At 66.1% G+C, this 18,846-nt stretch carries 18 protein-coding genes; 12 read left to right on the plus strand and 6 right to left on the minus strand.

The features are described from left to right. Positions 1-2: 2 nt before the first annotated feature. From JC616_RS14035 to tssE, 6 genes are read left to right on the plus strand one after another with little or no spacing between them, the layout of a single operon-like run. The gene (locus tag JC616_RS14035) at positions 3-368 is read left to right on the plus strand and encodes a hypothetical protein (protein ID WP_227103731.1); all 366 of its coding nucleotides are present in this window, start codon (positions 3-5) and stop codon (positions 366-368) included. Next, positions 365-1,927: a type VI secretion system protein TssA gene (tssA, locus tag JC616_RS14040; RefSeq protein ID WP_227103734.1), complete on the plus strand. Its 1,563-nt coding sequence runs from the start codon at positions 365-367 to the stop codon at positions 1,925-1,927. The genes JC616_RS14035 and tssA overlap by 4 nt, the downstream gene beginning before the upstream one ends. Before the next feature lie 52 nt (positions 1,928-1,979). Then, positions 1,980-3,755, plus strand: a complete 1,776-nt coding sequence (tssF, locus tag JC616_RS14045) for a type VI secretion system baseplate subunit TssF (RefSeq protein WP_227103736.1) — start codon at positions 1,980-1,982, stop codon at positions 3,753-3,755. Beyond that, positions 3,752-4,780 (plus strand): type VI secretion system baseplate subunit TssG, encoded by a 1,029-nt coding sequence (gene tssG, locus JC616_RS14050; RefSeq protein WP_227103738.1) that lies wholly within the window; start codon positions 3,752-3,754, stop codon positions 4,778-4,780. Before tssF ends, tssG begins: the two co-directional genes overlap by 4 nt. Further along, the gene (gene tssJ, locus JC616_RS14055; protein WP_227103741.1) at positions 4,777-5,307 is read left to right on the plus strand and encodes a type VI secretion system lipoprotein TssJ; all 531 of its coding nucleotides are present in this window, start codon (positions 4,777-4,779) and stop codon (positions 5,305-5,307) included. The genes tssG and tssJ overlap by 4 nt, the downstream gene beginning before the upstream one ends. A gap of 2 nt (positions 5,308-5,309) precedes the next feature. Further along, entirely contained in the window at positions 5,310-5,720 is a 411-nt protein-coding gene (tssE, locus tag JC616_RS14060; protein WP_107799473.1) for a type VI secretion system baseplate subunit TssE, read from the plus strand. Between the two features lie 154 nt (positions 5,721-5,874). On the opposite strand, the gene JC616_RS14065 is transcribed toward tssE, so the two are convergent. From JC616_RS14065 to ald, 4 genes are all read right to left on the minus strand, one after another. After that, positions 5,875-7,257 carry an aspartate aminotransferase family protein gene (locus JC616_RS14065; protein WP_227103743.1) on the minus strand — a complete coding sequence of 461 codons (1,383 nt, stop codon included), beginning with the start codon at positions 7,255-7,257 and terminating at the stop codon, positions 5,875-5,877. Between the two features lie 138 nt (positions 7,258-7,395). Next, positions 7,396-8,730 carry a glutamine synthetase family protein gene (locus JC616_RS14070; RefSeq protein ID WP_107799475.1) on the minus strand — a complete coding sequence of 445 codons (1,335 nt, stop codon included), beginning with the start codon at positions 8,728-8,730 and terminating at the stop codon, positions 7,396-7,398. Positions 8,731-8,753: 23 nt separating this feature from the next. After that, positions 8,754-9,548 (minus strand): gamma-glutamyl-gamma-aminobutyrate hydrolase family protein, encoded by a 795-nt coding sequence (locus JC616_RS14075; RefSeq protein WP_107799476.1) that lies wholly within the window; start codon positions 9,546-9,548, stop codon positions 8,754-8,756. Between the two features lie 19 nt (positions 9,549-9,567). Next, positions 9,568-10,692 (minus strand): alanine dehydrogenase, encoded by a 1,125-nt coding sequence (gene ald, locus JC616_RS14080; protein ID WP_107799477.1) that lies wholly within the window; start codon positions 10,690-10,692, stop codon positions 9,568-9,570. Between the two features lie 212 nt (positions 10,693-10,904). Between ald and JC616_RS14085 the strand changes: the two genes are divergently transcribed. The 5 genes from JC616_RS14085 to JC616_RS14105 all read left to right on the plus strand — a co-directional run bounded on the left by JC616_RS14085 (position 10,905) and on the right by JC616_RS14105 (position 15,540). Beyond that, complete coding sequence (locus JC616_RS14085; RefSeq protein WP_048412316.1) at positions 10,905-11,450, plus strand: cupin domain-containing protein; 546 nt, start codon at positions 10,905-10,907, stop codon at positions 11,448-11,450. A 187-nt stretch (positions 11,451-11,637) separates the two neighbouring features. Beyond that, positions 11,638-13,125, plus strand: coding sequence for an aldehyde dehydrogenase (locus tag JC616_RS14090; RefSeq protein WP_227103744.1), 1,488 nt, complete (start codon positions 11,638-11,640; stop codon positions 13,123-13,125). An 80-nt stretch (positions 13,126-13,205) separates the two neighbouring features. Continuing rightward, on the plus strand, positions 13,206-13,991 hold the full coding sequence (locus JC616_RS14095; protein ID WP_227103747.1) for a substrate-binding periplasmic protein: 786 nt from the start codon (positions 13,206-13,208) through the stop codon (positions 13,989-13,991). A 70-nt stretch (positions 13,992-14,061) separates the two neighbouring features. Next, positions 14,062-14,850: a substrate-binding periplasmic protein gene (locus tag JC616_RS14100; RefSeq protein ID WP_107799480.1), complete on the plus strand. Its 789-nt coding sequence runs from the start codon at positions 14,062-14,064 to the stop codon at positions 14,848-14,850. A 72-nt stretch (positions 14,851-14,922) separates the two neighbouring features. Next, positions 14,923-15,540 carry a hypothetical protein gene (locus JC616_RS14105; RefSeq protein ID WP_227103749.1) on the plus strand — a complete coding sequence of 206 codons (618 nt, stop codon included), beginning with the start codon at positions 14,923-14,925 and terminating at the stop codon, positions 15,538-15,540. A gap of 130 nt (positions 15,541-15,670) precedes the next feature. On the opposite strand, the gene JC616_RS14110 is transcribed toward JC616_RS14105, so the two are convergent. After that, positions 15,671-16,279, minus strand: coding sequence for an FMN-dependent NADH-azoreductase (locus JC616_RS14110; protein WP_227103750.1), 609 nt, complete (start codon positions 16,277-16,279; stop codon positions 15,671-15,673). Between the two features lie 109 nt (positions 16,280-16,388). Here JC616_RS14110 and JC616_RS14115 point away from each other — a divergent pair, with 109 nt between their 5' ends. Further along, positions 16,389-17,315, plus strand: coding sequence for a LysR substrate-binding domain-containing protein (locus JC616_RS14115; protein ID WP_107799482.1), 927 nt, complete (start codon positions 16,389-16,391; stop codon positions 17,313-17,315). 113 nt (positions 17,316-17,428) lie between these two features. Here the strand turns inward: JC616_RS14115 and fmdA are convergent, their stop codons facing one another. Next, on the minus strand, positions 17,429-18,649 hold the full coding sequence (gene fmdA, locus JC616_RS14120; RefSeq protein WP_227103752.1) for a formamidase: 1,221 nt from the start codon (positions 18,647-18,649) through the stop codon (positions 17,429-17,431). Between the last annotated feature and the right edge of the window lie 197 nt (positions 18,650-18,846).

The following is an 18,846-nucleotide window of genomic DNA, read 5'->3' on the forward strand; positions in this document are numbered from 1 at the left end:
TCATGACGCCCAAGTCCTTGCCGACACACAAACCTCTCGTCGAATGGAACGCGCGCGAACTGGAAGTGCTGCGCCAGGAGTACCCCTTGATAGGCGCCGCCTGTCAAAGCTTGCTGCCTGATCGCAGCCCCGCCGCCATCCACGCTCAAGCCAAGGCTCTGGGCCTGAGGCCGCCGCACCGCTGGAGCGAGGAGGAACTGAGCATTCTCCGGCGCGAATATCCGCTGCGAGGCGAAGCCTGCCGCGCCATGCTGCCGGGCCGCGGCGCGCTCGCCATCAATGTCCAGGCTTACCGGATGGGTTTGCGGCCGGCCACGCTGTCCGCGCGCCGAACGCCGTCCGGCAAGACGCCGCGAGGGTGCCAGTGAGCTGGGTGCGCGCGCTGCTGGGCCTGAACACCGCGCCGGAAGAAGAAGCCCGCCAGCGGCTGCCGCGTTGGGCCGCCTGGCTGAAGCCGATTTCCGACGCCGCGCCCTGCGGCGAGGACCTGTCCCACGACGACGAGTTTCAGGCCTTGAAAGAGGAAGTGACCCGCCTCTCCGGCATGAACGCGCCGCTGGCCTTGGCGCATGCGGAAACCTTGCTGAAAACCCGCGGCAAGGATTTGCGCGTGGCCGCCTACTACGCCTGCGCCCGGCTGCGCCAGGACGGCGTGGCCGGCCTGGCGGACGGGCTGGAGCTGAGCGCCGCCTTGCTGGAGCGCTACCCGGACACGGTCTGGCCGCGCCAGCCGGCGCGGCGGCGCAATGCGCTGGAGTGGTTGGCCAGCGAACGCTTCACCGATCAGCTGGCGGTGCTGGCAGACGACGACGGCGAAGCGTGGCGGCGGGCCGCGGCCGCCTTGCTGCTGCTGCAGCGGCTCGCGGCCGACAGCCCGGCGCCGCCGCTGCGGCTGGATGCCCTGGGCCGCAGCCTTCAACCGCGCCTGCCAAGCCCCGCCGCCGGCAATGCGGCCATGGACGCGCCCGCCCCCGCCCCCACAACGGCCGACGCGCCGCCGCCGGGCGCCGACGATGTCGGCTCCTGGCGCGAACTGCTGGAGCAGGCGCGCCGGATGGCGGTGTTTCTGCGCCAACAGCCGGAAGGCCAGGCCGCCGCCCTGCGCCTGCTGCGCGCCGTGCGCTGGGAGGCGCTGAGCAGCCCGCCGCCCGGCGACGCCGACGGCGGCAGCCGGCTGCCGCCGCCGCGCGCCGAGCTGCGCCAGCAACTGAAGCGCCTGCTCTTGCAACAACAATGGCGGGATTTGAGCGAGCGGGCGGAAAGCGCCTTCGCGGAAGGAGCCAATCACTGGTGGCTGGACCTGCAGCGTTACGCCTGGCTGGCCTACCAGCACGGCGGCGAAATGACCGCGCCGCTGGCGGAGCTGATCCGCGACGATATTCAACGGCTGTGCCAGCGGCTGCCCGGCGTGGAGAAACTGAGCTTCAGCGACGGCAGTCCGTTCGCGGAGGACGCCACGCTGGAATGGCTGGCGCAATGGCGGCGGCCGGACTCCGCCGCTCTCGCCGCGCCGGCGGCGGACGACCGCGCGGACTGGCCGGAAACCGAAACCCAGGCCCACGCCATCGCCGCGCAGCAGGGCTTGCCCGCCGCCTTCGCCTGGGTGCAGGCCCTGCCCGCCGCCGCGGGCGGCCGCGAACGCTGCCTGCGGCAATTGTTGCTGGCCCGGCTGGCGGAACGCCACGGCCGCGCCGAAATGGCCGTCCATTTGCTGGAGGCGCTGCTGCGCCAGGCGGACGGCCACCAGTTGGACGTCTGGGAACCGGAGCTGGCCTTCGAACTGCTGGCGCAGTTGGCGCGGCTGCTGCGCCAACGCATGCAGCGCAAGGACGCGGACCGCGCCGCCCTGGGCCAGCAACTGGAACGGCTCAACGCGCGCCTGGCCGCGCTGGACCCGGCCCGGGCGCTGTCCGGGGCCTTGCCGTGAAGCCGTCCGCGCCGCGAGCGGCGCTTTTCCCACCCGCCGATGAAAGCCGTCTATGGATGACCTGACCCTGCGCTATTACGAAGCGGAAATGCGCTATCTGCGCGAAGCCGGCAAGGAGTTCGCCCGCGCCCACCCGGACCGCGCCGCCCTGCTGAATATCGACCGGGTGGGCAAGCGCGATCCGTATGTGGAGCGTCTGTTCGAAGGCTTCGCCTTTCTCACCGGCCGCATCCGCCAGAAATTGGACGACGACTTCCCGGAACTGACCGAAGGCCTGGTCAATATGCTGTGGCCGCATTATCTGCGCATGGTGCCGTCGCTGACCGTGCTGGAGCTGCGCGCCGACGCCCATGCGCTGCAACAGGCCAAACCGGTGGAAGCCGGATTGAGCGTGCGCACCGCGCCGCTGGGCGCGAGCGGGGTGCGCTGCGCCTACCGCACCACCCAGCCGGCGACGATTCAACCCTTGCTGCTGAGCCAGGCCGGCGCGCGTCTGGACGGCGAAGGACGCTCGGTGCTGGAGCTGCGCTTTGAGCTGGGCGCGGCGGCCAAGCGCGAGGCGCTGGACCTGTCCCGCCTGCGCTTGTTCCTCGCCGCCGATCCGCCCATCGCCTTCGCGCTGCGTCACGCGCTGACCCGGCAGTTGGGCCGCGCGCGCTTGCGGCCTTTGGGCCAGGCCCCGCATCCGCCCCGGGAAGCGCCGGCCTTGCGCTTCGAGCCGGCGGGCTTCGACGACGCGGACCGGCTCTGGCCCAAGGCCGACAACGCCTTTGGCGGCTATCAGCTGCTGCTGGAGTACTTTTGCTTCCGCGAAAAGTTCCAGTTTCTCGATCTGGCCGGGCTGGACGCCGCTCTGCTGCCCGGAGACGCGACCGGCTTTGCGCTGGAGTTGACCCTGACGCAGCGCTATCCGGCGGACATGCCGTTCACTGCCGACAATCTGCGCTTGCACTGCGTGCCGGCGATCAATCTGTTCCCGCTGGAAGCCGAGCCGCTGCATGTCGACCACTTGAGCCATGAATACCGGGTGGTGCCGCTGGCGAGCCAGGGGCCGGAGATCGAGGCCTGGTCGGTGGACGAGGTCGTCTCCATGGACACCGAAAACGGCGGCCGCCACGCCTACTTGCCGTTCTCCAGCTTCCAGCACCGGGGCGGCATGCTGCGCGACGAGGCGCCGGAACGCTTCTACCATGCCCGAACCCGGCTTGGCGCGGCCGGCAGGCCGGAAACCTGGCTGGTGCTGGGCGGCCATCTATGGGATTCGCCGTCGGCGGCGAGGCGTGCAGAGATCCTGTCGCTGCGCGTCACCGGCACCAACGGCATGCTGCCGCGCAAAGCGCTGCGCGAGGCGCAAATCCTGGAGCGCTCGCCGTCCACGCCGCTGACCCGGATCGCCAATCTGACCCCGCCCACCCTTCCCTGCTACCCGCAGGCGGAAGACCGTTATCAATGGCGGGTGCTCTCGCACCTGGCGCCCAACTTTCTGTCGCTGCTGGACGTGGAAGTACTGCGCGGCACGCTGGCGCTGTACGACTGGACCGAGGACGAATTGAACCGCCAACGGCTGAACGGACTGCTGGAGGTCAGGCATCAACTGGTCAGCCGGGTGAAGCAAGGCTGCATGGAGCGCGGGGTCCGCATCGAGCTGGCGGTGGACCGGACCTGCTTCGCCGGACCGGGCGACCTCCATCTGTTCGGGGATCTGATGCACCGTTTCTTCGCCGCCTACGCCGACATGAATCTGTTCACCCGCTTCGAACTGCGCATCCTGCCGGAAAACGAACGGGTTTCTTGGCCGGACAGCAAGACGGAGGCGCCTCCGCTATGACAGAAGCCGAATTTTACGCCTGGCTGCAATCCGCTCCCTCGTACAACTTTTTTCAATTCTGCCGCGTGCTGGAGCGCTTGCCCGGCGACCGGCGCCTGGGCGCGGCCGACAGCCCGGCCGACGAGCCGGTGCGGCTGCTGCCCTCGCCGTCTCTGGGCTTTCCCGCCGGCGAGATCGTCCGCGCCGAACCGGCCGACCCCGACACCGGCCGCCCTCCGGTGCTGCGCACCGCCTTCATGGGGCTTTACGGAGTCGACGCCGTGCTGCCCTATTACTTTCTGGACGACATCGCCGCCCGCCGCGAGGGCCACGAAGCGCTGGCGGCGATGCTGGATCTGTTCAGCCATCGCCTCACCGCCCTGCTCTATCGCGCCTGGGGCAAATACCGTTACCCACTGGCCTTCCGGCCCGGCGCGCGCGACCCGCTGTCCAAGGCCCTGCTGGGCCTGATCGGCATGGGCGTGGGCGAGGCGGCTGAGCGCCGGCAGCTGCCCGCCGGGCGCATGCTAGGCTTGCTCGCCTTGCTGGGCCAGCGCACCCGGCCGGCTTCCGGCCTGGCCAGCGTGATCCGCCACGCCTTGCCCGCGGCCGACATCCGGGTGCGGGAGTTCCTGCCCCGCTGGGCGGCGCTGGACGAGCCGCCCCCTCTTTCCGCCCGGCCGCCGCTGCGCGCCGGCGAATTCGTCCTGGGCCGCCGGCTGCGCGCCGCCAATCACGCGATCGCCGTGACCGTCCGCCCGGCTCAGGCCGACTGCGTGCCCGCCCTGTTGCCCGGCGGCCCCTTGCACCGGGATGTGCTGGCGCTGACCCGCGTTTACCTGGGATGGCGGCTGGAGGCGGAAATCTGGCTGGAGCTGCCCGCCAACTGGTTGCCGGCCAGCCGCCTGGACACCCGCGCCCGGCCCAGGCTGGGCTTGGGCGCCACCCTGGCCGGTGAGGCGGGCCGGCGCTGGCGCCGCTTGCGCATCGGTCATTATCAACCGCTGTCGGACGTCTGCGACCGGCAGCCAGGAGAACCCGGATGAAACATCGCCTTCCCGCCCTGAGCGCCGGACTGGTCTGGCTGGGGCTGGCGCTGCCGCTGAGCGGCTGCGGCCTGTGGCAAAGCACCAAGAACGTCACCGTCAGCGCCGCTCAAAAGATCTTCCTCACCCGCGTCGAGCGTCTGAACCTGGATTTGATCGCGAGCGAGGAGCTGAACACCGAAGCCGGGCAGCGGCCGCTGTCGGTGGTGGTGAGGGTGTATCAGCTGAAGGACAAGGCCGCCTTTCTGGCCGCGCCCTACTCGACGCTGCTGGAGCAGGATCAGTCCGTGCTCGCCGACGACTTGTTGGCCAGCCACCAAGTACTGCTGCGGCCGGGCGCGGCGGTCAGCCTGCGCGAGCCTTACCGCCAGGACGCGGCCTACGTCGGCGTGATCGCGCTGTTCCGGCAAGCCGGCCCGGAACGGCAATGGCGGCTGCTGCTGGACAAGAAGGAGCTGGACAACGACAAGCCGCTGCAACTGGAGTTGCGCGGCTATGCGCTGGAACGCCGTCGGGCGGAGGGCTGAGCATGGGGGCTTCACTGTATGAAATGCTGACCGGGCAGTTTGCCGACGGCCAAGCGCTGGATCGCCTTGCGCCGGAGCAGCAGTTCTCCCGCAGCGTGGTGGACAGCATTCGGCGCATCCTGAACGCGCGCGCCGGTTCGCTCAAGCATTTGCCCGATTACGGCCTGCCGGACCTGGGCCACGTTTATCGCCATTTGCCCGCCAGCGCCCATCAGCTGATGCGCAGCATCGAGCAGACCCTGCTGCGCTACGAACCCAGGCTGGACGCGGTCGAGGTCGATTTCCGCGGCGACCACGAGCAAATGGTGTTGCGCTACCGGCTGCGTTGCCGCTTGAAACCGCACGGCGAATTGTTGCTGGATGCGAGCTTCACGCCCGAGGGCGGCGTCAGGCTAAGCACCTACCGGCACTGAGAACCCGTTCAAAGCCCGCTGCGCCTCAGCGACACGGCGAGCGCCGCATGGGAACGCTCGTCACCCTGCGGCCGCGAGCCGCAGCGGCCTGGCCCCAAGAAAAAAGCCGGGGCTGACCGCCCCGGCTTGATGCCGGCCCATGCGCGAATTCCGCTCAGACCAGACCGCTGTCCTTCAATTTGCGCTCGAACGTCTCCATGCAGCGCGCGGCCACGCCCAGCATTTCATCGATTTCAGCCTTGCTGATCACCAGCGGCGGCGCGGACACGATGTGGTCGCCGCAGGCGCGCATGATCAGGTTGTTGCCGAAGAAGATGTCGCGGCACATCAGGCCGACGTCGCCGAACTCCGGGAACAGCTCGCGCTTGCTCTTGTCTTTGACCAGGGTGAACGCCTGGATCAGGCCGACGCCGCGCACATCGTCCACGTGCTCGAACTGGCTGAAGGTCTCGCGCCAGCGCTTCTGCATATAGGGACCGGTTTCGTTCTTGACGCGGTCGATGATGCCTTCGTCGCGCAGCAGTTCCACATTGGCGCGCGCCACCGCGCTGGCCACCGGGTGGCCGGAGTAGGTGAAGCCGTGGTTGAAATCGCCGCCGGCGATCAGGCCCTGGGCCACGCGCTCGCCCACGAAGACCGCGCCGATGGGCAGATAGCCGGAGGACAGGCCTTTGGCGGTGGTGAAGATGTCCGGACGGAAGCCGAAGTGCTCGAAGCCGAACCACTCGCCGGTGCGGCCAAAGCCGCAGATCACTTCGTCGGCCACCAGCAGCACATCGTATTTGCGGCAGATGCGTTCCACTTCCGGCCAGTAAGTGGCCGGCGGGATGATCACGCCGCCGGCGCCCTGGATGGGTTCGCCCACGAAGGCGGCCACTTTTTCCGGGCCGATTTCCAGGATTTTCTCTTCCACCCAGCGCGCGGCCACCACGCCGAACTCGTCCGGGCTCAGATCCTTGCCGTATTTGTACCACCACGGCTGCTCAACGTGGGCCATGCCCGGAATCGGCAGGTCGCCCTGCTCGTGCATATACTTCATGCCACCCAGGCTGGAGCCGCCGATGGTGGAGCCGTGATAGCCGTTCCAGCGGCCGATCAGGGTTTTCTTCTCCTTCTTGCCCTGCACGTCCCAGTAATGGCGCACCATGCGTATCATGGTGTCCACCGCCTCGGAGCCGGAGTTGGTGTAGAACACATGTTCGTAGCCGGCCGGCGTCACTTGCGCCAGCAGGTGGGACAGTTCCACCACCGCCGGGTGGGTGGTCTTGAAGAAGGTGTTGTAGAAGGGCAGTTCGTCCATCTGGCTCTTGGCCACATCGGACAGTTCCTTGCGGCCGTAGCCGATATTGACGCACCACAGGCCGGCCATGCCGTCGATGATCTTATTGCCCTCGGAATCCCACAGGTAAATCCCCTCGCTGCGAGTCATCACCCGCGCGCCCTGCTGGTTCAACGATTGGGTATCGGTAAACGGATGCAGATGATGCGCTGCGTCCAGTTGGCGCCATTGTTCGGTCGTGCGTTGTTGATTCTGCATAGGACTTCCTTCCAGTATTCTCCAACGGGGCGGAGATGTTCTCTGCCGCCCCTCCTTCGCCATTGGCGTATTTTCAGTGCTTATCCTGGCTGTCCGGGCTGATTCTAACGGACAAATCAGCCCAATGTCATAGCTAAATCACACGTGCAGCAGCAGGAACTTGCGCTCCCACGGGCTGATCACGCGGAAGTATTCGGAGAACTCCTTCTCCTTCATGCCCACGTACATGCTGACGAAGCGCTCGCCCAGCACCTCGGCCATTTCCTTGCAAGACGCCAGCTGCTGCAAGGACTCCTCCGAGGAGTTGGGAAACTGGTAAGGCAGCTCGTAGGCATCGGTCTGCCGCGGCTCGCTGGGCTGCAGCTTGTTGATGATGCCCAGGTAGCCGCAGGCCAGCGTCGCGGCCATGGCGATATAGGGATTGACGTCCACGCCCGGCACCCGGTTTTCGATGCGGCGCGCCGCCGGCGAGGAATGCGGCACGCGCAGGCCCACGGTGCGGTTGTCGTAACCCCATTCGACGTTGGTCGGCGCCGCGGTGTAGCGCGACAAACGGCGGAATGAGTTCACGTAGGGCGCGAACAGCGGCATGGACTTGGGCACGTATTTCTGCAGGCCGGCGATGTAGTGGAAGAACAGGTCGGACGGGCTGCCGTCCTCATTGGTGAACACATTGCGGCCGGTGTTCTTGTCCACCAGGCTCTGGTGCATGTGCATGGCGGAGCCCGGCTCGTTCTCCATCGGCTTGGCCATGAAGGTGGCGTACATATTGTGGCGGAACGCCGCCTCGCGCACGGTGCGCTTGAACAGGAACACCTGGTCGGCCAGTTCCAGCGGGTTGCCGTGCAGGAAGTTGATTTCCATCTGCGCGGTGCCCACCTCGTGAATCAGGGTGTCCACTTCCAGGTTCTGCGCGTGGCAGTAGTCGTAGATGTCTTCGAACAGCGGGTCGAACTCGTTGACCGCGTCGATGGAGTAGGAGCGGCGGCCGAACTCGGCGCGGCCGGTGCGCCCCACCGGCGCGGCCAGCGGGATGTCCGGGTCCGGATTGGGGGACAGCAGGTAGAATTCCATTTCCGGAGCCAGCACCGGCTCCAGACCCATCTCGTCGAACAGGCCGATCACGCGCTTGAGCACATTGCGCGGCGCCACGTCCACCGGGCTGCCGTCGGCGCGCAGACAGTCGTAGATCAATTGAGCGGTGGGATCCACGGCCCAGGGCACGAAGCGCAGGGTGTTCGGATCCGGCGCCAGCACCATGTCCGGGTCGGTCAGGTCCAGCATGCTGTCGTCGGGGTAGTCCCCGGTCACAGTCTGGATCAGCACGACTTCGGGCAGGCGCATTTCCGGGTCGGACACGAACTTGTCCTTGGGCACGATCTTGCCGCGCGCCACGCCGGTCATGTCGGGGACGATACACTCGACTTCAGTGATCCGGTGCTCTCGCAGCCATTCATTGATCTGATGGGTCATGATGTTCTCTTCCTCTGTGTGTGTTATTCCGAGTGGTGACACAAGGTCTCGGTTAATTGCGGCCCGCGTTGCCGCTGTTCGCGGCGTTGGCGGCAGGCGTCGCCAAATGCTTTGAAGATGGCCATGGACAGCGGGTTGTCCCAGTACTTCCATTCCGGATGCCATTGCGCGGCGAAGGCGAAGCCCTTGGCGTCGCGCACGCGGTAGGCCTCCACCAGGCCGTCGTCGGCGACGGCCTCGCAGATCAGGCGATCGGACAGCCGCTTGATGCCCTGCTGGTGCAGGGAGTTGACCATGGCGGACTCCTGGCCGGTCCATTGCCGCAGCAGGCCGTCCTCGGCGAAGCGCACCGGGTGGGACAGGGCGTACATCGCATCCAGATCCGGCGTGTCCGGCTCGCGGTGGTCGCGCTTGCCTTCTTCTTCCTGCACGTGCTGGTACAGTTCGCCGCCCATCGCCACATTGATTTCCTGGAAGCCGCGGCAGATGCCCAGCAGGGGAATGCCCTGCTCCAGCACTTGCTGGATCAGCGGCAGCGTGGTGGCGTCGCGCATGGGGTCGTGCATGGTGCCGGGCCGGCTGGGCGCGCCGCCGTAGCGGTGCGGTTCGACATTGGACAGGGAGCCCGGCAGCAACACGCCGTCCACCAGTTCCAGCACGTCTCTCAGCGCGGTCTTGTCGCCCAGCGCCGGCAGCAGCACCGGCACGCCGCCGGCGCCGCCGGCCGCGGCGGCGATGTATTTCTCGCCCACGGAGTGGAAGGGCAGCGGGCCTACCATCTTGATGTCACAGGGTATGCCGATGATAGCTTGCAACATTTCGAATCCTTGATACGGGTCAGGAAGCCGCCTTGATGGCTTCGATCGGGTCGATGAACGGGTGGCCCAGCGCCTGGGCCACCGCCTGGTAAGTGAGCCGGCCGCGGCAGACGTTGAGGCCGTTGCGCAGATGGGCGTTGTCCAGCAAAGCCTGGCGCCAGCCCTTGTTGGCCAGCTCCAGCGTGTACGGCAAGGTGGCGTTGGTCAGCGCCTGAGTGGAGGTGCGCGCCACGCCGCCGGGCATATTGGCCACGCAGTAATGGACGATGCCGTCCACCACGTAAATGGGGTCTTGGTGCGTGGTGGCCCGGCTGGTCTCGAAGCAGCCGCCCTGGTCTATCGCCACATCCACCAGCACCGCGCCGGGCTTCATGATTTTCAGCATCGGCCGCGTCACCAGCTTGGGCGCCGCCGCGCCCGGAATCAGCACCGCGCCGATCACCAGGTCCGCCTCGCGCAGGCTGTCTTCGATATTGGCGGAGTTGGACACCAGCGTCTTGATGCGGCCGCCGAACACCATGTCGATTTCCTTCAGGCGCGGCAGCGATTTGTCCAGAATGGTGACCTCGGCGCCGGCGCCCATGGCCATGCGCGCGGCGTTCAGTCCCACCACGCCGCCGCCTATCACCACCACCCGCGCCGGGGCCACGCCCGGCACGCCGCCCAGCAAGACGCCGCGGCCGCCCTGGGCCTTTTCCAGCGCGTGCGCGCCGGCCTGTATCGCCATGCGGCCGGCCACTTCCGACATCGGCGCCAGCAACGGCAGGCCGCCGCGCTCGTCGGTGACGGTTTCGTAAGCGATGGCGATGGCATCCGATTCCAGCAATAATTTGGTCTGCTCCGGGTCCGGCGCCAAATGCAGATAGGTGAACAGGAGCTGATCCCGGCGCAGCATCCGGCATTCCACCGGCTGCGGCTCTTTCACCTTGACGATCATGTCGCTGCGTTCGAAGGTTTCTTCGGCGCTGGAGGCAATGGAGGCGCCGGCCTGGATATACTGTTCATCGGTGAAACCGATGGCGAGGCCGGCCTGGGTCTGGACCAAAACCTTGTGACCGTTGGCGACTAACTCCCGGACTCCAGACGGGGTTAGGCCAACACGATACTCGTGGTTCTTGATCTCCTTGGGAACACCGATCAGCATGTCGCTCTCCTCACTTAGATTTGTTGCGGAAGTGCCGCGCAAGCGTTTAAGAAAATTCACAATACGCTTGCCCCTTGTTTCTGATTCTGACTATAAACCCCCACCGATGCAAAGATATTCGATTTTGCGTCGCAGCAAGTAGTGCAGAGTCCGTACAAAATAATTATCATAAAGCGTCTAAAATTATTAACATACTGACGGAGCAGGAATCCATGGACGTTGGCGCGAGATTACGCATGGTCAGGGATCGTTTCGGGCTGTCGCAGCGGGAACTGGCCAAACGAGCCGGAGTCACCAACGGCACCATTTCGCTGATCGAACAAAATCGGGTCAGCCCATCGGTCAGCTCGCTGAAAAAGGTGCTGGAAGGGCTGCCGATGACGCTGGCGGATTTTTTCACCTTTGATTCCGACCCGGAACAGGCGCGCGTGTTCTACCAGGCCCACGAATTACCCAATCTGGGCAATGAGCAGATCCGGCTGCTGCTGGTGGGCACCGCCCACGACAAGCGCGACATCGCCATCCTGCGCGAAGTCTACGAAACCGGCGCCGACACCGGGCCGGACATGTTGACGCACGATGGCCAGGAAGGCGGCGTCATCATCAAAGGAAGTATAGAAGTGACGGTGAACAACGAGAGCCGCATCCTGGGGCCGGGCGACGCGTATTACTTCGACAGCCGGCTGCCCCATCGCTTTCGCAACGTCGGCGCCGAAACCTGCGAGGTGGTCAGCGCCAGTTCGCCGCCCACATTCTAAGAACCATTAAGAACAAGAAGCGCCGGCAAGACCGCATCCGGCGACCAGCAGGCCATAAGGCCAGGCCGGGGAGCTTTGCCCGCCCCGCCGGCTCCAAGCCCACGACAGACGACAAAGCAGTCAAACCCGCGTCAAGCGATACCGGCGCCGCCAACGGACGGCGCAGGATCATCAAAGGAGAGAGTAAATGGCTAGAACGCATGCCGAATGGAAGCAATTCGCCGCTCAACTGAAGATCGAAGGGCGCGCCTTCATCGCCGGCGAGTACTGCGCGGCGCAAGACGGCAAAAGCTTTGCCTGCAACAACCCCGCCAACGGCGAGAAGCTGGCCGACGTGGCCTGGTGCGGCGAGGCCGACGTGGAGCGCGCGGTGCGCGCCGCGCGCCAAGCCTTCGACTCCGGCGCCTGGTCCGGCCTGCCGCCGCGCGAGCGCGGCCGCATCCTCAAGCGCTTCGCCGCGCTGATCTACGAGCACGGCGATGAATTGGCCCTGCTGGAAACCCTGGACGTGGGCAAGCCCATCAGCGACACCCTCAGCGTGGACCTGCCCGGCAGCGCCTATTGCGTGGAATGGTTCGCCGAAGCCATAGACAAGATAGGCGGCGAAGTGGCGCCGGTGGACCCCAAGGTGGTGGGCCTGGTCACCCGCGAAGCCATCGGCGTGGTGGCCGCCATCGTGCCGTGGAACTACCCCATCATGATGGCCAGCTGGAAGTTTGGCCCGGCGCTGGCGGCCGGCAACCCGGTGATCATCAAGCCCTCGGAAAAATCCCCGCTCACCGCCATCCGCCTGGCGGCGCTGGCCAAACAGGCCGGCATTCCCGACGGCGTGTTCCAGGTGCTGCCCGGCGCCGGCGACGTGGGCAAATTGCTGGCGCTGCACATGGACGTGGACTGCGTCGCCTTCACCGGCTCCACCGGCGTGGGCAAGCTGATCGCCGGCTACGCCGCGCAATCCAACCTCAAGCGCGTCTGGCTGGAGCTGGGCGGCAAATCGCCCAACATCATCCTGCCGGACTGCCCGGACGTCGCCCAGGCGGCGCGCGCCGCCGCCGGCGGCATCTTCTACAATATGGGCGAAGTCTGCACCGCCGGCTCCCGCGTGCTGGTCCACCGCGACATCAAGGCGCGCTTCCTGCAGGAGCTGGAAGCGGCCGCGGCCCGCTACTATCCGCAAGACCCCTTGGACCCGGCCACCAATATGGGCGCCATCGTGGACCGCATCCAGTACGACAAGGTGCTGTCCTATATCGGCAAGGGGGACAGCGAGGGCGCCAAGAAGCTGTTCGGCGGCAAAGCGGCCCACGCCGACACCGGCTTGTTCATCGAACCGACGGCGTTTGACTGCCCCAGCGCCGATCTGACCATCTGCCGCGAGGAGATCTTCGGCCCGGTGCTGTCCGTCATCACCTTCGACGACGTGGAAGACGCCATCCGCATCGCCAACGACACCGACTACGGCCTGGCGGCCGCGGTGTGGACCTCCAACGTCAGCACCGCGCACCAGGTGTCGCGCCGCCTGCGCGCCGGCACGGTGTGGGTGAATTGCTATGATGAAGGCGGGGACATGAACTTCCCCTTCGGCGGCTTCAAGCAATCCGGCAACGGCCGCGACAAGTCGCTGCACGCGCTGGAAAAATACACTGAGCTGAAGAGCACGCTGATCAAGCTGTAAACCGCGTTTACAGCGCCGCCGACAGGCTGCCCTTCCGGCAGCCTGTCTTGTTTTCGTCCACCCTCGGCAAAGGAAGCGCCATGAGCAAGCACCTGACCGCCCTCCTCTGCCTTTGCGCCGCCGCGGCGCAGGCCGGCGCCGCCGCGCCCGCCTGTCCGGCGGAGGGACTGAAGGTTGGATACTACCCGACGACCACCGCCTATGAAGGCGGCAAGGGTTACGACGTGGACCTGGTCCACGAACTGGCGCGCAGGCTGGGCTGCAAGATCCGCGAAGAACGCGAATACCCGCGCCTGCGCGTGCTGCTGCTGGTGCAACACGGCAAGCTCAATCTGGCCACCTCCACCATCCCGCTGCAAAAGCGGCTGCGCTACGCCTGGGTGCTGCCCTATACCCGCGACCGCAACATGACCCTGCTCAGCCCGGCGGTGCAAGGCAAAACGCCTGAGCAATGGCTGAACGACCCCAAGCTGAAATGGGGCGCCGTCATCGGCTACCGCAACAGCCCCTTGCAGGACTATTTCCTGCAGCAGATGGCCAAGCGCGACAAACTGATCTGCGCCGCCAACGAGGAAGACCTGCTGGACATGCTGCGCAGCGGCTCCATTTCCGCCGCCTTCTCCCAGCCCCAGGTCTACGACCACTGGCTCAACGGCCAGCCGCGCGCCCGGCTGCAAGTCAAGGTCATGGACCCCTTCCGCGACAGCAGCCTGGAGAACGGCCTGGTGCTGTCCCACCGCAGCTTCAGCGAACCCCAGATGCGCCGCTGGCGGACGGAACTGGACGCGATGCGCGCGGACGGCAGCCTGCAGCGCATTCTGCGCAAATACCTGAGCGAAGACAGCGTGCGCGGCATGCTGGAATAACAATCACTCGCATGCGGCAAGACCCGACGAATCCGGCTATAGCTAAACGGAACGCGTACGGGAGAACGGCATGAAAGCACACTGGGCGGCGCTGCTGGGCGGCGCGCTGGCATCGGCGGCGGCGCTGGGCGATTCGCCCTGCCCGGCCGACGGCCTGAAAGTGGGTTACTACCTGATTGGCAGCGCCTATGAAAACGGCCACGGCTATGACGTGGACCTGGTGCACGAGCTGGCGCGCCGGCTGGGCTGCAATATCGTCCAGGAAGACGTTTACCCCCGCATCCGCGTGCTGAAAATGCTGGAGCACGGCCAATTGAATCTGGGCACCTCCACCATCCCCACCGCTGACCGCCGCAAATACGCCTGGATCTATCCCTACTTCTACAGCAAGAACATGATCTTGCTGTCCAAGCAGATCGGCGCGCGCACCCTGGAGCAGTTGCTGGCCGAACCGGCGGTCAAATGGGGCGTGATCCGCGGCTACCGCCACAGCCCGGAGCAAGACGCCTTCATCGAACAACTGGCCAAACGCGGCAAGGTGGTGATGGCCAACGACGAACGCGACCTCTACGCCATGTTGTCCCAACGCATCGTCACCGCCGCCTTCGCCCACCCTTTCAGCTACGACAGCTGGCTCAACTCCCCGGCCCTGTCCGGCCAGGTGACGGTGCTGGACCTGTTCCCCAACTCGGAACGCATCGCCGGCGGCCTGATGCTGGCGCACAGCGCCTTCAGCCCGCAGCAGGCGGAACAATGGCAGGCCCAGCTGCAGCAAATGCTCAAGGACGGCGCCCTGCGCAAGATCTTCGGCAAATACCTGAGCGCGGACAGCGTGGCCCAGTTGCAGCTGCAACCCTGATCCTTGTTCCAGCTTGCGCCGCCGCCGTCCGCTGCGGGACACTGAGCGGGTTTCGACTCAACGGACCCCGCGATGAAACTCTCCCGCCTCAGCCTGCTGTTGGCCATGCTGGCCAGCCCCCTGCTGCACGCCGCCCCGGCGCCGCAGACCCAGACGCTGGTCATGCTGCGCCACGGTGAAAAACCCGAGGGCGGCTACGGCCAGCTCAATTGCAAGGGCTTCAACCGCTCTTTGGAACTGGCCAAGCTGCTGCCCAAAAAATACGGACGGGCCGACCAGATCTTCGCGCCCTCCACCGCCAGCCAGACCCGGGACCCCGCCGGCACCTTCAACTACATCCGCCCGCTGGCCACCATCGAGCCCACCGCCATCTCCCTGGGCCTGCCGGTGAACAGCAACTTCGACATGGAGGCCATCGACGCGCTGCAACAGCAACTGGTCAACCCGCTGCAGCACGGCAAAACCGTCTACATCGCCTGGGAGCACAAGCTGCTGCGCGAACTCGCCGTCAGCCTGATGCAGGATTACGGCGACAAGGGCTCGGCAGACAAGGTGCCCAAATGGGACAAGAACGACTTCGACAGCCTCTACGTCGTCACCCTCGACTACAGCCACACGCCGCCCAAGGCCAGTTTCCGCCACGAGCAGCAGGGGCTGGACAAGCTGTTGGACAGCTGCAAGCTGCCCTGAGAGGCTGTTTACGATCTGCTGCGCGTCGGCGGGCTAACCCGACAAAGGCATTGAGCAGATTCTCCGCTCGCGCCAGACGCAAAACAGCCGGCCCATCAAGGGCCGGCTGTCTTCGTTTGCGGCAGGAGAATTACAGCGCCAGTTTGGCGATGGCGTCCTTGGCCGCGTGGATGGCGGTGGCGCGCTTGTCTTCGCCCATATTCACCGCTTCGGCGCGGACAAAAGCCACGTCGTTCACGCCCAGGAAGCCCATCACCGTCTTCAGGTAGTCTTCCTGGAAGTCCATCAGCTGGCCCTGCTCGGTGCTGTAAACGCCGCCGCGCGAGGACACCACGATCACCTTCTTGCCGCCGGCCAGGCCCACCGGGCCGTTCTCGGTGTATTTGAACGTGCGGCCGGAGGCGGCCACGCGGTCCACCCAGGCTTTCAATTGCGACGGGATGGAGAAGTTGTACATCGGCGCGCCGATCACCACCACGTCCGCGGCCAGGAATTCTTCGATCAGCTCATTGCTCAGCGCGGCTTCGCTGCGCTGGGTGGCGGTCCAGTCCGCCTCGGCGGTGAAATTGGCGCCGATGATTTCGCCGGACAGGTGGGCGATGGGCTGGCCGGCCAGATCGCGGTAAGCGGTTTCCACATTGGCGTGACGCTGGCGCAGGGTGTCGGCGACAACGGCGGTCAGTTGGCGGGAAACCGAGTTGGCGGCGAGGATGCTGGAGTCGAGATGCAACAGTTTCATGGTCGGGTCCTTGGTGTCTTGGTAGAGAAAGTGATTGCATGATAGTTTTCCGAACCAATCCGCACTAGACTGCAAAAATCGGAAACATTGTTCCATCAGCGAGACAATCATGCAGGACCTGAACGATCTGCTCTACTTCGCCAAAGTGGTTGAGCACGGCGGCTTCATGGCCGCCGGCCGCGTGCTGGGCATCCCCAAATCCCGGCTGTCCCGCCGCGTGGCGGAGCTGGAGCAGCGGCTGGGCGTGCGCCTGCTGCAAAGAACCACCCGCCGCCTGTCGCTGACCGAGATCGGCCAGCAGTACTACCAACACTGTCAGGCGATGCTGGAGGAAGCCGAAGCCGCCGACGAGGCCATCGCCCGCAGCAGCGCGGAGCCGCGCGGCCTGATCAAGGTCAGCTGTCCGGAACTGCTGTCCAAGACCCTGCTGGCCCCGGCCTTGCCCCGCTTCATGGCCCGCCACCCGCTGCTGCGGGTGCAGCTGGATTCCAGCAACCGGCGCGTGGACCTGATAGAAGAAGGGGTGGACGTGGCCATCCGCGTGCGCAATGTGATCGAGGACAGCGCCAATCTGGTGGTGCGCCGACTGGCCACCGCCCAGACCTCCCTGGTGGCCAGCCCGGCCTTGCTGGCCGAGCGCCCGGCGCCCAGGCATCCGGCCGACATGGCCGGCTGGCCGGCCTTGACCATGAGCCGGCCCGACGGCCGCGGCCAATGGGCCTTGCTGGATCAGGCCGGCCACGCCTACACCGTGCAGATAGACAGCCCCCGGCTGATGACCGACGATCTGATCGTGCTGCGCGACGCCGCCATCGCCGGCCTGGGCGTGGCCGCGCTGCCGGAACTGGTCTGCCACGAGGCGCTGCAGGCCGGCCAGCTGGTGCGGCTGCTGCCGGACTACGACATTCCCTGGGGCATTCTGCACGCCGCCTTCCCCACCCGCCGCGGCCTGCTGCCGGCGGTGCGCGCCTTCATCGATTTCCTCGCCACCGAGCTGATTCCGCCGGACCACCCGGTCTATCAAGTCGCGCCTTAAAGGACGAGACAAGGCGAAAACAAGCGAAAAGCGGAAGGTAGGCGTGGCACATGAGCATTTTGAGGATGTTTTCAACGCCGTATCGCCGAAGCGCAGCAGACATTGCCAGACTCTTACAGGTCGTAGGATAAGGGCACTGGCACGCCGTCCAGCGGCTGCGGCCGGGGCCCGCCGGCTTGCGGCCGGATGTCGAAATCGAAGATGTCCGTCGGCAGCCACAGCGTGGCGCAGGCGTTGGGCACGTCCACCACCCCGCTGATATGCCCCTGCACCGGCGCGCAGCCGAGAATGCTGTAGGCCTGGGCGCGCGAATAGCCGAACTTGCCCAGATAGTCGATGGCGTTCAGGCAGGCCTGGCGATAAGCCACTTGCACATCCAGATAATGCTGGCCGCCACGCTCGTCCACCGACACGCCCTCGAAAATCAGGTAATCGCCGTGACGCGGCGCCAGCGGGCTGGGCTGGAACACCGGATTGCGGATGCCGTAGGCCGCCACCCCGCCCTTGATCAGATCCACCTTCAGATGCGCCCAACCCGCCATCTCGATGGCGCCGCAAAAGGTGATCTCCCCGTCGCCCTGGCTGAAGTGCAGATCGCCCACCGACAGGCCGGCGCCGTCGACATAGACCGGCAGAAACACGCGGGCGCCGCGCGACAAGTCCTTGATGTCGCAATTGCCGCCATGCTCGCGCGGCGGCACCGTGCGCGCCGCCTCCTCCGCCGCGCGCCGCGCCGTCTCGCCGCCCAGGCGCCCCATATGCGCGCTGGGCGCGAAAGGCAGATGCGCCACCGCGCGCGGATTCTCGCGCAGCAATTCGGCCTCGCGCCGGTTCCACTCCTCCAGCAACGGCCGGCTGGGCAGGCAGCCTATCAGACCGGGATGGATCAGCCCGGCGAAACGGACGCCGGGAATATGGCGGCTGCGGGCGTAAAGCCCCTGGAAATCCCATATCGTCTTTTGCGCGTGCGGAAAATGCTCGCTGAGAAAACCGCCGCCGTTGCTGCGCGAGAAAATACCGTTGAAACCCCATTGCCGCTCCGGCAAGGCGCCGATGTCCAGCAAATCCACCACCAGCAAGTCGCCGGGCTGCGCGCCGGCCACGCCCACCGGGCCGGACAGGAAATGCACGGCGCTCAGATCCAGGTCGCGGATGTCCTCGGCGCAATCGTCGTTGCGCACCTGGCCGCCGGTCCAGTCGTAGCACTCCAGCACGAAATCGTCGCCGGGCAGCACCCAGCAGGCCATGGGGATGTCAGGATGCCAGCGGTTGTGGATCTGCGGATTGTCGTAAGGGGATTGATCGAGATCGATCTTGATCAGGGTAGTCGTCATGACGCTTGCTCCGGCACGGTCGGGACCACGCGGGCCCCGCTTGCGAAAGTCCGCAACCGGCCGCCGCCGGCTGTGGCCCATCCCCGCGCCGGCGACGCTGACGCCGCGGCGATCCGCGGCCTGCGCCGCGTGTTTTTGCGTATCGCCGGCGCCGCCCGACAGGCCGCGCCGGCCATCTTGAACAAGCTCTTAAGAGC

The sequence above is a fragment of the Chromobacterium rhizoryzae genome, assembly GCF_020544465.1.
GTDB lineage: Bacteria > Pseudomonadota > Gammaproteobacteria > Burkholderiales > Chromobacteriaceae > Chromobacterium.

Coding starts and splice junctions, on each gene's coding strand:
- tssE (WP_107799473.1), top strand. CDS start 5,310: ATGGGGGCTTCACTGTATGAAATGCTGACCGGGCAGTTTGCCGACGGC.
- JC616_RS14105 (WP_227103749.1), top strand. CDS start 14,923: ATGAAACTCTCCCGCCTCAGCCTGCTGTTGGCCATGCTGGCCAGCCCC.
- JC616_RS14110 (WP_227103750.1), bottom strand. CDS start 16,279: ATGAAACTGTTGCATCTCGACTCCAGCATCCTCGCCGCCAACTCGGTT.
- tssF (WP_227103736.1), top strand. CDS start 1,980: ATGGATGACCTGACCCTGCGCTATTACGAAGCGGAAATGCGCTATCTG.
- tssG (WP_227103738.1), top strand. CDS start 3,752: ATGACAGAAGCCGAATTTTACGCCTGGCTGCAATCCGCTCCCTCGTAC.
- tssJ (WP_227103741.1), top strand. CDS start 4,777: ATGAAACATCGCCTTCCCGCCCTGAGCGCCGGACTGGTCTGGCTGGGG.
- JC616_RS14070 (WP_107799475.1), bottom strand. CDS start 8,730: ATGACCCATCAGATCAATGAATGGCTGCGAGAGCACCGGATCACTGAA.
- JC616_RS14115 (WP_107799482.1), top strand. CDS start 16,389: ATGCAGGACCTGAACGATCTGCTCTACTTCGCCAAAGTGGTTGAGCAC.
- JC616_RS14085 (WP_048412316.1), top strand. CDS start 10,905: ATGGACGTTGGCGCGAGATTACGCATGGTCAGGGATCGTTTCGGGCTG.
- JC616_RS14075 (WP_107799476.1), bottom strand. CDS start 9,548: ATGTTGCAAGCTATCATCGGCATACCCTGTGACATCAAGATGGTAGGC.
- JC616_RS14035 (WP_227103731.1), top strand. CDS start 3: ATGACGCCCAAGTCCTTGCCGACACACAAACCTCTCGTCGAATGGAAC.
- JC616_RS14095 (WP_227103747.1), top strand. CDS start 13,206: ATGAGCAAGCACCTGACCGCCCTCCTCTGCCTTTGCGCCGCCGCGGCG.
- ald (WP_107799477.1), bottom strand. CDS start 10,692: ATGCTGATCGGTGTTCCCAAGGAGATCAAGAACCACGAGTATCGTGTT.
- fmdA (WP_227103752.1), bottom strand. CDS start 18,649: ATGACGACTACCCTGATCAAGATCGATCTCGATCAATCCCCTTACGAC.
- JC616_RS14065 (WP_227103743.1), bottom strand. CDS start 7,257: ATGCAGAATCAACAACGCACGACCGAACAATGGCGCCAACTGGACGCA.
- JC616_RS14100 (WP_107799480.1), top strand. CDS start 14,062: ATGAAAGCACACTGGGCGGCGCTGCTGGGCGGCGCGCTGGCATCGGCG.
- JC616_RS14090 (WP_227103744.1), top strand. CDS start 11,638: ATGGCTAGAACGCATGCCGAATGGAAGCAATTCGCCGCTCAACTGAAG.